The organism is Staphylococcus sp. HMSC061G12 (assembly GCF_001838465.1).
Lineage (GTDB): Bacteria > Bacillota > Bacilli > Staphylococcales > Staphylococcaceae > Staphylococcus > Staphylococcus simulans.
On sequence record NZ_KV837142.1, the window covers coordinates 28,284 to 43,608 of the forward strand.

Annotated in this window: 16 protein-coding genes; 12 read left to right on the forward strand and 4 right to left on the reverse strand. The window is 37.9% G+C overall.

What is annotated here, in order from left to right; all coding sequences use genetic code 11:
* The first annotated feature begins 222 nt into the window (after positions 1 to 222).
* The 10 genes from HMPREF2937_RS09340 to xylB all read left to right on the forward strand — a co-directional run bounded on the left by HMPREF2937_RS09340 (position 223) and on the right by xylB (position 10,972).
* A complete protein-coding gene (locus tag HMPREF2937_RS09340) occupies positions 223 to 660 on the forward strand; it encodes an LPXTG cell wall anchor domain-containing protein (protein WP_070684328.1) in 438 nt (145 codons plus the stop codon).
* A gap of 139 nt (positions 661 to 799) precedes the next feature.
* Positions 800 to 1,888, forward strand: coding sequence for a PTS sugar transporter subunit IIC (locus HMPREF2937_RS09345; RefSeq protein WP_083326932.1), 1,089 nt, complete (start codon positions 800 to 802; stop codon positions 1,886 to 1,888).
* Between the two features lie 242 nt (positions 1,889 to 2,130).
* Entirely contained in the window at positions 2,131 to 3,201 is a 1,071-nt protein-coding gene (locus tag HMPREF2937_RS09350; protein ID WP_002479879.1) for a PTS sugar transporter subunit IIC, read from the forward strand.
* A 505-nt stretch (positions 3,202 to 3,706) separates the two neighbouring features.
* Complete coding sequence (gene pxpB / locus HMPREF2937_RS09355) at positions 3,707 to 4,438, forward strand: 5-oxoprolinase subunit PxpB (protein ID WP_002479878.1); 732 nt, start codon at positions 3,707 to 3,709, stop codon at positions 4,436 to 4,438.
* Positions 4,428 to 5,435: a 5-oxoprolinase subunit C family protein gene (locus HMPREF2937_RS09360; RefSeq protein ID WP_070864454.1), complete on the forward strand. Its 1,008-nt coding sequence runs from the start codon at positions 4,428 to 4,430 to the stop codon at positions 5,433 to 5,435. The genes pxpB and HMPREF2937_RS09360 overlap by 11 nt, the downstream gene beginning before the upstream one ends.
* A gap of 2 nt (positions 5,436 to 5,437) precedes the next feature.
* Positions 5,438 to 5,881, forward strand: coding sequence for an acetyl-CoA carboxylase biotin carboxyl carrier protein (locus HMPREF2937_RS09365; protein WP_002479876.1), 444 nt, complete (start codon positions 5,438 to 5,440; stop codon positions 5,879 to 5,881).
* A 17-nt stretch (positions 5,882 to 5,898) separates the two neighbouring features.
* Positions 5,899 to 7,263, forward strand: coding sequence for an acetyl-CoA carboxylase biotin carboxylase subunit (locus tag HMPREF2937_RS09370; RefSeq protein WP_002479875.1), 1,365 nt, complete (start codon positions 5,899 to 5,901; stop codon positions 7,261 to 7,263).
* Entirely contained in the window at positions 7,260 to 8,018 is a 759-nt protein-coding gene (gene pxpA / locus HMPREF2937_RS09375) for a 5-oxoprolinase subunit PxpA (RefSeq protein WP_057510028.1), read from the forward strand. Before HMPREF2937_RS09370 ends, pxpA begins: the two co-directional genes overlap by 4 nt.
* 3 nt (positions 8,019 to 8,021) lie before the next feature.
* Complete coding sequence (locus HMPREF2937_RS09380; RefSeq protein WP_002479873.1) at positions 8,022 to 9,251, forward strand: NRAMP family divalent metal transporter; 1,230 nt, start codon at positions 8,022 to 8,024, stop codon at positions 9,249 to 9,251.
* Between the two features lie 224 nt (positions 9,252 to 9,475).
* Positions 9,476 to 10,972 carry a xylulokinase gene (xylB, locus tag HMPREF2937_RS09385; protein ID WP_070864455.1) on the forward strand — a complete coding sequence of 499 codons (1,497 nt, stop codon included), beginning with the start codon at positions 9,476 to 9,478 and terminating at the stop codon, positions 10,970 to 10,972.
* A 66-nt stretch (positions 10,973 to 11,038) separates the two neighbouring features.
* Here xylB and HMPREF2937_RS09390 read toward each other — a convergent pair whose 3' ends face one another.
* Entirely contained in the window at positions 11,039 to 11,218 is a 180-nt protein-coding gene (locus HMPREF2937_RS09390) for a VraH family peptide resistance protein (protein ID WP_002479871.1), read from the reverse strand.
* A 114-nt stretch (positions 11,219 to 11,332) separates the two neighbouring features.
* Between HMPREF2937_RS09390 and HMPREF2937_RS09395 the strand changes: the two genes are divergently transcribed.
* Together HMPREF2937_RS09395 and HMPREF2937_RS09400 are read left to right on the forward strand one after the other, a co-directional pair.
* Entirely contained in the window at positions 11,333 to 11,914 is a 582-nt protein-coding gene (locus tag HMPREF2937_RS09395) for a GNAT family N-acetyltransferase (protein WP_070864456.1), read from the forward strand.
* 97 nt (positions 11,915 to 12,011) lie between these two features.
* Entirely contained in the window at positions 12,012 to 12,620 is a 609-nt protein-coding gene (locus tag HMPREF2937_RS09400; RefSeq protein ID WP_002479869.1) for a metallophosphoesterase, read from the forward strand.
* Positions 12,621 to 12,671: 51 nt separating this feature from the next.
* Here the strand turns inward: HMPREF2937_RS09400 and HMPREF2937_RS09405 are convergent, their stop codons facing one another.
* The 3 genes from HMPREF2937_RS09405 to HMPREF2937_RS09415 are packed head-to-tail and all read right to left on the reverse strand — an operon-like array spanning position 12,672 to position 15,087.
* Complete coding sequence (locus HMPREF2937_RS09405) at positions 12,672 to 12,851, reverse strand: FeoB-associated Cys-rich membrane protein (protein ID WP_002479867.1); 180 nt, start codon at positions 12,849 to 12,851, stop codon at positions 12,672 to 12,674.
* 12 nt (positions 12,852 to 12,863) lie between these two features.
* Positions 12,864 to 14,858 carry a ferrous iron transport protein B gene (gene feoB, locus HMPREF2937_RS09410; RefSeq protein ID WP_023015504.1) on the reverse strand — a complete coding sequence of 665 codons (1,995 nt, stop codon included), beginning with the start codon at positions 14,856 to 14,858 and terminating at the stop codon, positions 12,864 to 12,866.
* Positions 14,851 to 15,087 (reverse strand): FeoA family protein, encoded by a 237-nt coding sequence (locus tag HMPREF2937_RS09415; RefSeq protein WP_070864457.1) that lies wholly within the window; start codon positions 15,085 to 15,087, stop codon positions 14,851 to 14,853. Before HMPREF2937_RS09415 ends, feoB begins: the two co-directional genes overlap by 8 nt.
* Positions 15,088 to 15,325: the final 238 nt, after the last annotated feature.

Here is a 15,325-nt window from a genome sequence, read left to right on the forward strand (position 1 = left end):
TAGTACTCTGTAGTTTTAGGTATAAGTGATTCTGTAACTGATGTAGCACATCATCATAGCTGTTTTAGTACTCTGTAATTTTTAAGTAGCTCCGGCTGCTTTATTTAGTTCATTTACGAATATTCCGCAAAGTTTGTTTAGTTACTGTAAATAGGGTTTTTAAAGAAGGCAAGTTTGGTTACGTTAAAGATGAGTAAACTAGATAAACTTAGGAGGCCTATAATGAGAAAAATCGGTATCTTTTTAACAACGTTAGTTGCGGTAGCATTAATTTTTACTGGAATTGAAGACATTGTGAAAGGTGCAGAAGCTCAAGCAGCTAAAGCAGTTACGGGTGAAGTAGTTTCTGATGAATTGGATCCAGACGGTGACGGATGGGCAAATATCGGATTTGAAAATATCAAATTAGATGAACCTTACCAAACTAAGTTAGTTCAATTAACACATCTGAAAGATACAGGTAAAATGTCTACGACTGAATATAATGAAAAAGTTGCTGCATTAATTTCAGAAGCAAGATCAATTGATGCATCTCAATCACAAGAATTACCAGCAGCCGGTGAAGCTGAAATAAATCTTGTATTAGTAATCTTTGGCTTGTGTATTTCATTAATAGGTATGGTAACTGTTATGGCTAGTAGAAAACGTAAAAGTGAATAGTTCAGTACTCTGTAATTTTTAAGCAGCTTCGGCTGCTTTTTTCTATTTTCTGTCATTGACATACTTTAATGATAGGCATACAATAATTCTGAAAATTACGAAAACATCAGGTCTTTTGCATCACGAGAGGAGTCTTTTTATGGAACACACAGCGATGGATCATACTTCACCCACACATCCAGGGACTAAGATAGGTCCCAAATATTTTCTTTTTAACTTATTAAATGGGGTTGCGATTGGTATCGTAGCAGGTTTAATCCCGAATGCGATTTTAGGAGAAATCTTAAAAGCGCTTGTCCCATTTAATCCAGTCTTTACACAATTACTACACATTACGACTGCTATTCAATTTGCGGTGCCTTGTTTAATCTGTGCGTTAGTTGCGTATCGTTTTAAATTTACACCTTTAGGTATCGCGGTAGTTTCAGCGGCTTCCTTTATCGGTAGTGGCGCTGTCGTCTTTAAACATAATGCATGGGTTATCACAGGTATTGGTGACTTAATCAACACTATGTTCGCAGCTGCAATCGCTTCGCTTATGATTTTATTTATTGGTGAACGTTTTGGCAGCTTGAACTTGATTATATTACCAACATTTGTGGCAGTAAGTACAGGTTTCATCGCATTGCATACACTACCTTATGTCAAACTCGTCACAACAGCCATCGGTAATATGGTTAATAGCTTTACTGAATTACAACCGATACCGATGTGTATTTTGATTTCATTAGTTTATGCATCAATTGTTATTTCGCCAATTTCAACCGCCGCATTATCCATGGCAATCGGTATTGAAGGATTAGCTGCAGGTTCAGCTTCTATCGGTATAGCGGCAGTAGAAGCAGTATTAACGATTGGAACATTGCGCGTTAATCGTTTAGGTGTACCGATGACAATCTTTTTAGGTGGCGTTAAAATGATGTTGCCGAACTTAGTACGTCATCCGATTATTTTCTTACCGATTACTACGACTGCTGCAGTAACAGGCTTTGTGGCAAGTTTAATCGGTATTGGAGGAACGAAAGAATCAGCTGGTTTCGGTATCATCGGTTTAGTTGGACCAATCAATGCGTTCAGATTTTTAGATTACGGGGACTTCTGGCTTAAAGCGATACTTTGTGCAGTCGCATTCTTTATCGTTCCATTTATTACTGCGTTTATCGCGCACTTTGTTTATAGTAAAATATTTAAAATTTATGATGAAGAAATCTTTAAATTTATCGATTAATACATTAATGAGACAGTAATCATATGTGTGGTTTCTGTCTCTTTTTTATTGTGATACAAAAGATAGCTTATTTAGAAAGGGTTATAAGATAATTCATTCTACCATTTTAGTGGTTTCTTACTATTATATGTTCTTAAAACCATTATTAAATTCGAGCAGATATTGACTTTAAGTATTTTAAATATTAGGATTATCAGAATATTACAAACATAATTAACAACACAGAAAACGGAGGAGAATATATGGGAGGAACTATGACAAGACCAGGTACCAAGGTGTCGGTGGGTACATTTTTTTATAACGTATTAAACGGGGTCGCATTCGCAATTATCGCAGGACTCGTACCGCATGCGGTATTAGGGGAAATTTTAAAAGCATTATCACCGTACTCTAAATCAGCAGGTGTTCTATTACAAGTAGCAACAGCCATTCAATTTACGGTGCCGATGTTGGTTGGTGCATTAGTCGCACATCGCTTTAAATTCACACCGCTTGGCATTGCGGTTGTTGCGGCAGCTTCATTTATCGGAAGTGGGGCAGCGCAATTTAAAAATGGTGCATGGGTAATCACAGGTATTGGTGACTTGATCAATACGATGTTAGCAGCTTCAATCGCCTCACTTTTAATTTTATTCATAGGTGAACGCTTCGGAAGCTTGAATTTAATCATTTTACCTACCTTTGTAGCAGTTATTACTGGGTTTATTACATTACATACTTTGCCATACGTAAAATTAGTCACTACAGGTATTGGACATATCATTAATACCTTTACAGAGATGCAGCCAGTGTTAATGTGTATGCTGATTGCGATTGCTTATAGTATGATCATTATTTCACCGATTTCCACAGTAGCAACATCTATGGCTATCGGTATCAGCGGTCTAGCAGCTGGTGCAGCATCAATCGGTATTACAGCAGCAGAAGCAACATTAGTCTTTGGGACAATCACTGTAAACCGTCTCGGTGTTCCTGCCACAATTTTACTAGGCGGTGTTAAGATGATGCTTCCAAATATGGTTAAATATCCTGTGATGTTAGTACCGATTACAGTTACCGCAGCTATTTCAGGTTTTGTGGCAAGTTTCATCGGTATTGGCGGAACAAAAGAGTCTGCAGGTTTCGGTATTATCGGTATGGTCGGACCGATTAATGCCTTTAGATTTATGCATGTTGATGAAGTTTGGTTGAAATTAGTCTTGATTATCACCGCATTCTTTGTCGTTCCATTTACGGTTGCTTATATAGCGCACTTTATTTTCATCAAAATCTTTAAACTTTATGATAAAGAAATCTTTAGATTCCTAGGATAATCGTATTTCTGACAAATAAAATCAGAAATTTAATAGGATTGTAATATCGTCTAAACCCTGTTGTACCATTGGATATTAAATTAAACACAATTCGAAGTGTAAAATTATAGCAAAAAAAGTCTTTTACTTAGGCAACAAATGTATTATATTAAAACAATACGCATGAAAAGGTTTTCATCTAAATTGTCAGAAAACTTATGAAAATGGCGATAAAAGGCACGATTTCATATTATTAAAATTTCTTATAGAATTTGAGTTGTGATTTTAATACCCAAGTTAATCGATACGGATGGGGCATAAATGTTATAATTAAATTTGTTGGCCGTTTTTAAAACGGTTACAATTTTCAAAAGTATCTTAACAACTGAAGAGATAACAGTGTTAAACATATAAAGACTGCCCGAGCTGAAGCTAAGTTTCAGTTTGTGCAGTCACATTCTTAAACAAAGGAAAGAACGTCTGGATAGATGTTCAGTATTACCTAACACAAAGGGGAGGCAAAACAATGGATTACCAAATTATCAGTGAACAAGCTATCTTAGTTCGCTTTGAACCACAGATTGCACCTGAGACATTCAAGAAAGTCCAACAACTTGTGGTTTATTTGGAACGCCAAGATCATGAAGCGATTAAAGAGATTGTACCGTCTTATCGTGCAGTGATGATTCACTTCGATGATCATAAGATTCATGCGAAAGCATTAATCGAAGACTTGAAGCTTGATACGCTCGATGTAAGTGATATTGAGACGTCAGAAAGCTCCAAAGTGGTACGTATTCCAGTCATCTATGGAGGGAAATACGGACCTGATATTGAAGAAGTCGCTAAGCTTAATGATTTAACAGTTGAAGATGTGATTCAATTACATACAGAACCAACTTATTTAATTTATATGCTAGGATTTATGCCTGGTTTCCCATATCTTGGTGGATTAGATGAGCGTCTGTATACACCAAGAAGGGATGAACCAAGAGTACGTATTGATGCTGGCTCTGTCGGCATTGCGAAAAACCAAACTGGTTTGTATCCGCAAGATTCGCCAGGCGGTTGGCAAATTATCGGACGTACACCTTTAGATGTGTTCGACTTGGACCGTGAACCAATGACACTTTATGAAGCGGGAGATCGTATTGAATTCTATCAAATCTCACAAGATACGTATGATGAGATTATCGCACAGAAAAACGATCCTGATTTTGATATAGAAAGATGGGTGACTGTTCAAGATGAGCATTAGAATTATTAAACCAGGACTATTCTCAACAATTCAAGATATCGGACGTTATGGTTACCAAAAAGAAGGTTTCTCTAGTGCAGGTGCATTAGATAGATATAGTTACCGTTTAGGTACACAATTAATTGGTAATGAAGGTCCAGCAATCGAAGCAACTATTATCGGACCGACATTACAATTCTTAGAAGATAATACTGTAGTTATTACAGGCGCAGAATTTAAAGCAACATTGAATGGTGAGCCGATTTCCCACCAAACGGTTGTACAAGTATATAAAGGTGATGTACTCGCATTAAACGCCGCAATTAAAGGCGCAAGAGGTTATTTACACTTCGGTCATCCGATTGACGTACCTGAAGTTGCAGGAAGTTATGCGACGCATACACGTACTAAAATGGGCGGTTTCCATGGCCGTGCATTAAGAAAAGATGATATGATTCCGGTTCATTATAATAATGATTACCGTCGTCATGTCGGTTATACGAGCGATTTAGATTTAATCCATGAAGGGACAGATGCAATCAGAGTTGTGGAAGGTCCGCAATATGACAGCTTCTCTGATGCTAGCCATGAAGGGTTAGTGTCAGAACCTTTTGAGATTTCTGAACAATCGGATCGTATGGGCTTTCGTTTGAAGGGTGCTTCTATTCCGCCGACTGACAGTGCAGATATTATTTCTGAACCTGTTGCACTCGGCAGTGTACAAGTACCGAATGACGGTAACCCGATTGTATTGATGAATGATAAACAAACAGTCGGCGGTTACACTAAGATTGCGACAGTCTGCCAGTCAGACTTAAGTGTCTTAGCACAAAAACAACCCGGTCAAAAAGTAAACTTTGAGTGGGTAACTGTGGAAGAAGCCATTCAACATTTAGATGATTATAATAAAGGTTTTGAAGCTTCATTAGAAGCAATAGAAAAAGAACCGTTGTTTGACATGAGGGAAATGAGAACAACATCAAAACGTATTAGCGAATTACTAGAGGGGGATGAATAGAAATGAAATTAGAAGAAATCAAAGATTTAATTAACTTAGTTAAAGAGAACAAGGTGAACAAGTTCAAATATAAAGATGAGGCACATGAAATTGAATTAGATTTTTCATCACCGCAACAAACACAACCAGCAACACAAATTCAAAATCAAGCAACATCTAATCCAGCACCAGAAGCGGCTCAAGAACCACAAGCTGATAACCAAGCATCTGGTGAAACAGTGAATGCGCCAATGGTCGGCACATTCTTCTTGCAAGATACAAAAGAATTAACTGAACCGATTGTGAAAGTCGGAGACAAAATTAAAAAAGGCGATGTTATCGGTTATATCGAAGCAATGAAAGTCATGAATGAAGTAACTAGTGAAGTAGAAGGCGAAGTTACAGATATCTTAGTTGATCATGGCACAAATGTAGAATATGACCAAGCACTGATTGAAGTTAAGTAAAGGGGTGAGAAATTATCATGTATCGTTGTTTAATTGCGAATAGAGGAGAAATCGCTGTACGTATTATTCGTGCCTGCCGTGAAGTGGGCGTTGAAACAGTAGCCGTATATGCGAAAGGAGACGAAAAGAGTCTGCATGTCAGTTTAGCAGACCAAGCTATTTGTATTGGCGAAGCGAATCCGCTTGATAGCTATTTAAATATTAATCGTATTATTGCAGCAGCAGAAATTACAGGTGCCAATGCAATCCATCCAGGTTATGGTTTCTTATCAGAAAGCCCTAACTTTGCGCAAAAAGTAGAAGAAAATGATATCTACTTTATTGGACCGACAAAACGTACGATGGAAATGATGGGTGATAAAATCACTGCACGTCAAACAGTTGAATCTGCCGATGTGCCGATTATCCCAGGTTCTATCGGTGCGGTACATTCTGTTGATGAAATAAAAGAAATTGCTAAAGATATCGGTTATCCAGTCGTATTAAAAGCCGCAAGCGGCGGTGGCGGTAAAGGTATCCGTATCGTTAAAGAACCAGAACATTTAGAGAAAGCTTTTAAAGAAGCGCAAAGTGAAGGTAAAAAATACTTCGATGATGATCGTATTTACGTTGAAGCATTTATTCCAGTTGCGAAACACGTAGAAGTACAAGTTATCGGTGACGGTAAAGAAAATTATGTACACTTAGGTGAACGTGATTGTTCAGTACAACGTAAAAACCAAAAATTAATCGAAGAATCACCATGTGCAGCACTATCTGAAGAAAAGCGTCAAAAGATTTGTGAAGACGCGGTTAAAGTTGCGCAAGCATCTAATTACCGTAGTGCGGGTACAATCGAGTTCTTAGTGACTGATGATGCATATTACTTCATCGAAATGAACGCACGTATCCAAGTAGAACATACTGTCACAGAAATGCGTGCTGACAGAGACTTATTACAAGCACAACTTTACTTAATGAAACATGGAGAACTGCCATTCAGCCAAGATGATATTCACTTCACTGGCCACGTGATTGAAGCACGTATCAACGCAGAAAATCCAGAACGTAAATTCCAACCTTCACCAGGTAAAGTCAAAGCATTACATTTACCACAAGGTTTCAATGTACGTGTCGATTCATTATTGTATCCAGGTTATGTCGTGTCACCTTACTATGATTCACTTGTCGCAAAAGTGATTGTCAAAGGTGCAAACCGTACGCATGCGATTGAGAAATTAAAAGCAACACTTGATGAAATGGTCATTGACGGTTTCTCAACAACGGCTGATTTCTTGTATGCGGTATTATCATATCCAGCATACGCTGATGGTGATGCTAAAGATGTCGATATTAAATTCTTAGACCGTCATCAAATTACTAAGGGGGCTGCTTTAACATGAAAATAGATTTGAATTGTGATTTAGGCGAAGCATTCGGTAATTATTCATTCGGTGGAGATCATCAAATTATTCCTTTGATTACCTCCGCAAACATTGCCTGCGGATTCCACGCAGGTGATGAAAATGTAATGTATGAAACTGTGAAACTTGCGAAAGAAAACGGTGTGGGCATCGGTGCACACCCAGGCTTCCATGATATTCAAGGTTTCGGACGCCGTAATATGGATTTATCACCTGATGAGATTTATACCTTGGTTGCATACCAAATTGGTGCTTTATCAGCGTTTTGCCGTATTCACGATGTTAAAATCAATCATGTTAAACCTCATGGTGCCTTATATAACATGGGTGCGCGTGACAAAGATATTGCACACGCAATTGCACAAGCAGTATATGACGTGGACCCATCACTAATTTTAGTGGGCTTATCTAATACATTATTAGTATCAGAAGCCGAAGCAGTCGGTTTGAAAGCCGCAAATGAAGTATTCGCAGACAGACGTTATGAAGAAAACGGTCAACTAGTAAGCCGTAAAGAAGCTGACGCTGTGTTAACGGATACGGATGAAGCGATTGAACAGGTTGTGAAGATGGTTAAAGAAAACAAAGTCATTGCGAAAACAGGAAAAGAAATTGAGCTTAAAGCAGATACAATTTGTGTGCATGGCGATGGCGCGCATGCATTGGAATTCGTATCGAAAATACGAGAAAGACTAACGAAAGAAGGTATTTCGATTACGAAATTAGGGGGTTAATCTATGGGAGAAAACAAACAAAACAAACCGGAGTTCCAGTTCACTAAGGAACATAAGAGACTGTTATTAGGGTCAGTCTTCTTAATGGCGACATCAGCCATCGGTCCAGCGTTCTTAACACAAACAGCGGTTTTCACACAACAATTCGCCGCAAGTTTCGCGTTTGCGATCTTATTATCTATCATTATTGATATCGGAGCGCAAATCAATATTTGGCGTATCTTGGTTGTGACAGGCTTACGTGGACAAGAAATCGCGAACAAAATGGTTAAAGGGTTAGGGACCTTCATTTCCATTTTAGTTGCGATCGGTGGTCTGGCCTTCAATATCGGTAACGTCGCAGGAGCCGGTTTAGGTTTAAATGCGATTTTCGGTATTGATGTAAAATGGGGTGCCGCAATTACAGCCATTTTAGCAATTGGCGTATTCATTAGTAAGAGCGGCCAAAAAGTGATGGACTTCGTAACGATGATCTTAGGGGTAATGATGATTGGTATTACAGCATATGTAATGGTGAAATCAAATCCACCATACTTAGAAGCTGCAGAGAAAATGGTTATGCCTGAACATCCAGGTGCTTTAGTATTACCGATTATCACATTAATTGGTGGTACTGTAGGTGGTTATATCACATTCGCAGGTGCACACAGAATCTTGGATTCAGGAATCAAAGGGAAAGACTATCTTCCGTTTGTTAACCATTCAGCGATTGCTGGTATCTTAACAACAGGTGTCATGCGTGGTTTATTATTCTTAGCTGTATTAGGTGTGGTTGTTACAGGTGTGACATTAAACCCTGAAAACCCGCCAGCATCAGTATTCGAACATGCACTTGGACCAATTGGTAAGAATATCTTCGGTATCGTATTATTCGCAGCTGCCTTATCATCAGTAATCGGCTCAGCGTACACAAGTGCAACATTCTTGAAAACGTTAAGCAAATCATTGATGAAACGCAGTAATATCATTGTGATTGTGTTCATCGTTGTTTCAACGATTACATTCTTATTAATCGGTAAACCAGTTAAATTATTAATCATCGCAGGTGCGTTGAACGGTTTAATCTTACCGATTACATTAGGTGTTATCTTAATCGCAAGTAAGAAAAAGTCAATTGTCGGCGATTACAAACATCCAACATGGATGTTAATGTTCGGTGTACTTGCTGTACTCGTAACAATCGTAACAGGATTCTTATCATTCCAAGGTTTAGCGGATTTATGGAATTCTTAATAACATCAATCAAAGACACACGAGCAAACGTTGCTCGTGTGCTTTTTTGAGTAATAAGGTATGTGAGGTTTCTAGCATACCGATGTATACATAATAAAGATAAATTTAGTATAAAGGATATATATTTATATAAATGAAAACGCTATACTATAACTAATGAGATAAAAAGTAATATTTGATTCATCAAAATACTCGTATTCAATCGTTTGGAAAGGATGATTTACATGACAACAGAAGCGGTAATCGGCATCGATTTAGGAACGAGCGCAATTAAACTGATTGCGGTCGATCGCTTAGGCAATGTACTCGGCACACAAAGTGAACCGCTCAAACTTTATCACGACTATCCAGGTTATTCAGAACAAGCACCAGAAGAATGGGTGGCAGCTGCAGTAAATGGGCTCCATCATTTATTAGCACAACCAGTATTATCAGATGTTTCGATTGAAGGTCTTTCATTTTCAGGTCAAATGCATGGACTTGTTATTGTAGATCAGGCAGGTCAACCATTAAGACGTGCAATTTTATGGAACGATACACGTACGACTCCTCAATGTGAACAAATCAAAGCGAAGTATGGTGATCAAGTTCTTGGTAATCCTGTGGTCGAAGGATTTACACTGACTAAACTCTTATGGGTACAACAACATGAACCGGATTTATTTAAACAAATTGATACGTTTATGTTGCCGAAAGACTATTTACGCTTTGCGTTAACAGGTGTATTGCACACAGAGTATTCAGATGCGGCTGCAACGATGTTATTAAATCCACAAACTAAGGCATGGGATAAAGCGTTAGGTGCTTCGTTTGATATTCCAGACCATATTTATCCAGACTTAGTTGAATCACACGCACAAGTTGGTGTATTGAAAGCTGAGTTACAACAACAATTGTCTCTTAATAAACCTGTACCTGTTTTTGCGGGCGGAGCAGACAATGCATGTGCAGCGTTAGGCTCAGGCGTGATTCATCCTGATGATGCGATTTGTAGTATCGGTACATCAGGTGTGTTATTAATTTGCGAACCTGTCGGAGAATCAGAAGGCTATGGTCATAAAATTCATTTGATGAATCATGCGGTATCGGATGTTAACTATTTAATGGGTGTGACGTTAAGTGCAGGCTATAGTTTGAGTTGGTTTAAACGTGAATTTTATCCTGAAGATGATTTCACCACTTTAATGAAAGATGCTGAAGCGTCTCAAATTGGTGCACACGGTTTAATCTTTACACCTTATCTAGTTGGAGAGCGTACACCGCATGGTGATGCGTCAATTCGAGGCAGCTTTATTGGTATTACAGGTAATCATACACGTGGTGATTTTGGACGTGCAGTGGTAGAGGGTATTACGTATTCTTTATATGATTCATTAGTGTACTTACGTAGTATTGGACGCAATGTGACTAAGATTGTCTCAACAGGTGGCGGTGCTAAGAGTGATTTCTGGCTCCAACTTCAAGCAGATGTCTTCAACACTGAAATCTATAAGTTGAAACATGAAGAAGGACCAAGTATGGGTGCAGCAATGTTAGCAGCATATAGCTTAGGTTGGTATGATTCATTGAAAGATTGTGCAGAAGCCTTTATTCATTATTCAAAAGTGTTCCAACCTGATTTAAAACGTCATCAGACGTATGAAGCATACTTTGAAATTTACCAACAAGCCTATCAAGCTACACGTCATCTCACAAGTGACTTGTTAGCACTTCAAAAATAAATAAAAATCCCTTGAGTACTTTAATAAAGTGTCTCAAGGGATTTCTTTACATAGCGTCTATCAAAATTATTTACCGTTTTTCTCTAAATAGTAACCAATCCAAGCGCCTAATGGAAGACCGATAATTGGTGTTGTGATCGCACTTAACACAATGGCAGAAACAATCATGATAATACCGTTTTTAGAACCAAAGCGCATATGTTTGATTGTTTCTACAACATCTTCTACATATTCCTTGAATGACATAGGATGACCTCCTTTTAGAATTATTATTTAGTTAATTTCAATTTAAATATAACATTTTTGAATGAAAAAGCGTAAGAATGTGAATAATCCAGATTAGAAGAGAGGAGGGAAGAGATGCAGTTTGAATACTTAACAGAAACAACAGAACGGTTAGAAGTCAAACCAATGAATGCAGAAGATTATGAGCAATGGGTAAAAGGTTATGCAGGTCGAGCCATGCCTCAAAGTCCTTTTGATGAAGGTTGTTTAGAGTTATCTCGTTACTCTAAATCGTGGTTTCAGCGTTTGATTGCACAACAACAAGCACTTATTCAATCTGACGATACTTATGTCTTTGGTGTATTTCGCAAAGCTGATGGTGTACATATCGGCAACTTCAATTTAGTAACGTTAGCACGTCAACATTTTCAATGGGCAGAATGCGGTTATGCGATTCATAATCAATTTTGGCGTCAAGGTTATGCGTATGAAGCTTTTACAGCCATATTTAAAATCGCTAAGCGTTTAAAATATCATCGACTAGAAGCCCATGTACATCCAGGTAATCATGCCTCTATCGCCTTATTGAAGAAGTGCGACTTTGAGTATGAATGTACCAGAACACAATTTATTTTTGAGAACGGGGAATGGACAGATCGTCTGGTTTATTATATCAACTTGAATGATACACCACCGCTTCACCCAACCTCTTTCTAACTTTACAAAAATTTAAAAAACAATTCGGCAGTTTTTCGCTATACTAAAAACAAGCAAACAAAATAGAGAGAACACGATAAAGGAGGCATGCATCATCATGAAAGGCAGATTACTCGTCTCATCAGATATTCATGGACATAAAGAAGCACTCGCAACCTTACTTGCTTATGTAGATTATAATCCTAAACGTGATCAGCTGGTTTTGTTAGGGGATTATGTCAATCATGGACCTGATTCTGATGGGACCCTTAAAATGGTACAACAGTTACATCGTGAAGGTGCGATTGTTTTATTAGGCAATCATGATGTACGCTGGATGAAGTCAAAAGAAAAAGAGAAACGCAAATGGAAAGCTGTTTTAAAACAATTCGACAGTATGGCACATATTGGGGATTACTTATTTGTTCATGCAGGAGTTAACCCTAAGAAGTGTTTATCCAAACAAAAATTAAAAGAAGTATCTGGGTTTGAACCGCCCGCAAAATTATCGCGAAAAATTAAAGGAAAATGTGTCGTACATGGTCATGTACCGACAAAACGATTAGGGGTTAAACAACATCGCATTCACGTCGCAGACCATACGATTGATATCGATACAGGCGCAGGACACGGTAAACGTTTATCACTCGTAGATTTAACACATCAACACGTCTGTGCGGTAGAAGTCGGTCGACTCAAGAAAATTTATGAATATAGCTATGCATAAAAAATAAACCTAAAGGTTGTCGGCCTTTAGGTTTTATTTATATTAGTAAATTTATGATGAATGATGTTGTTGATGTTTTTTCATTTCTTTAGGCATTGAATGACCACAACCTTTGTTGATGTCGCAAGCTGCGCATTTGCCTTGTTTTGATTTTTTGAAGAAGCGGACGATTGTAAAGGCCGCATATCCAAATATCAATAAAAAGATGACGAGATTAATGAGTAGTGTCATAAATAATTCCTCCTAGAAAAAGAGTTGGCTAGATTGGTAGAACACAAATGCTAGGAGATAGGCAATCGCAATCGGATAAAGCGTTGCGATAATCGTCCATTTCCAAGACACTGTTTCTTTTCTGATGGCTGCGACAGTGGACAAACATGGAATGTACAATAAGATAAATAACATAAACGCATACGCTGATGCGGGTGTGAAATGACTCGCAATCATATTTGTTAAACCTTGGCTGTCTACGGCGTAAATAATCGCCATTGCGCTGACAACGACTTCTTTAGCTAAGAAGCCAGGGATTAATGTAGCACCGGCTTGCCATGAACTGAATCCTAATGGAATCAATAATGGCGCAATCGCTGCACCGATTAAGTGTAAGAAACTATGGTCAACATCAACGCCAAAGCCAGTTGGACCTGCATAGTTTAATAACCAAATAACGACTGATCCACCGAAGATAAATGTACCTGCTTTTTTCACAAAGCCTTTTGCTTTTTCCCATGTACTACGCCATAGTGTTTTTGCTGATGGTAAACGATAAGGTGGTAATTCAATCACAAAAACTGAGTTTTCCTTTTTCAAAATTGTTTTTGTCATCACAAAGCTGACAATTAATGCGACGACAATACCAATCACGTATAAACTTAACACGATGAGTGCTTGGTGTGTTTGGAAGAAAACACCTACAAATAATGCGTATACAGGTAAACGCGCTGAACATGACATGAATGGTGTAATTAAGATCGTTGTTAAACGCTCTTTCTCTTGTTCAATAGAACGCGTTGCCATGACACCTGGTACATTACAACCAAAACCAATAATCATTGGGATAAATGATTTACCATTAAGACCTAAGCCTTCCATGACTTTATCCATAATCAAGGCAATACGTGCCATATAACCTGAATCTTCTAATACTGAAATAAAGAAGAATAGAATTAAGATTTGCGGTACGAAAACTAAGACAGCACCTACACCTGCGATAATCCCATCTGTAATCAAATCTTTCATGAATGGGAAGAGTCCAATCGCATCCATTCCTTGGTTGACCCAATCTGTAAAGGTACCGCCGATAAATTCATCTAATTTATCTGACAGCGGGGTACCGATCCATGAGAAGGTCGCTTGGAAAATCAGCCACATGATACCTAAAAAGATAGGGATACCTAAAATCTTATTTGTTAAAATTTTGTCGATACGGTCAGTCAAATATTGTTTTTTCTTATCTTGATGCGTAATGACATCTTCAATAAGTGTATCGATAAACTCAGTACGTGAACGGCGCATACTATCCACGATTGAAATATCTAATTGTTCAGCAAGATGATTACGGATTTGACGTAAATCTTCATGATGATGTGCACTGATATAGTGTTCAATGGCTGGATTGCCCAGTAAATATTGAACAGCGATAAAACGATGGCGTTTCTCAGGCAATTCTAAATGATGTTTTAAATAATGTTGTATTTCAGATAAGGCGTGTTCGACTTTATGCTCGTATGGAATTTTCAATGGTTGTGATGTAGATAAAGTTTCTTCTTTCAAGAGTTCTAAGATGCTATCGATACCTTGGCCGCTTCTCGCCACAATCGGCAAAATCGGCAACTTCAAACGACGCATCAATAAATTACGATTGATTTGGATGCCGCGTTTCTCTGCGACATCGCCCATATTTAAACAAAGTAATAAAGGCGCCCCGAATTCCATCAATTGTGTCGTTAATAATAAATTACGTTTTAATTGTACTGCGTCGACAATATTGATGATTTTTGAAAACTCATCGTGCAGTAAATAATCTGTCACGACTGTTTCATCTTTCGAAATCGGTAATAAGTCATAGATACCAGGTAAATCGACCAGATCTCCTTGCTTATCTGATAAAATACCGACTTTCTTTTCAACGGTCACACCGCTCCAGTTGCCGACATATTCATATGAACCTGTCAGGGCATTGAACAGTGTGGTTTTGCCGACATTCGGATTGCCGACAATACAATAGGTATTAGACATGCGCTTGCTCCAATGTGATTTTACATGCATCACAATGTCTGATGCCGATACATTGTCCGTCCATTTCTAATGTGCATGGACCTTTCATCAAGAATTTCTGACGTACTTTAATTTTGCTTCCGACTGTAAAACCAAGTGCGCTTAAGCGATGTGCTAGCATTGTATTATCGAAGTTCATGTTGATGATTTTATAAGTTAAACCTTTTTTGGCGTTTGCTGCGTCTACCATACGGGACACCTCTCTCGTTTATTACTAATTGATAACTATTATCATTGATATTTTACACTAAAAAGAAGATGACTACAATATAAAGTTTAAAAGTTATTTCGAACATTATTTGAACAGTGTTACATTTTTTGTTTGTTTCAAACAAACTGAGTATGTGTATGAACCTTTACAAAATTTTGAAAATGGATTGTCAAGCCTATTGCCTTTTAAGTTTGTTGTATATTATAACCAATCTTGT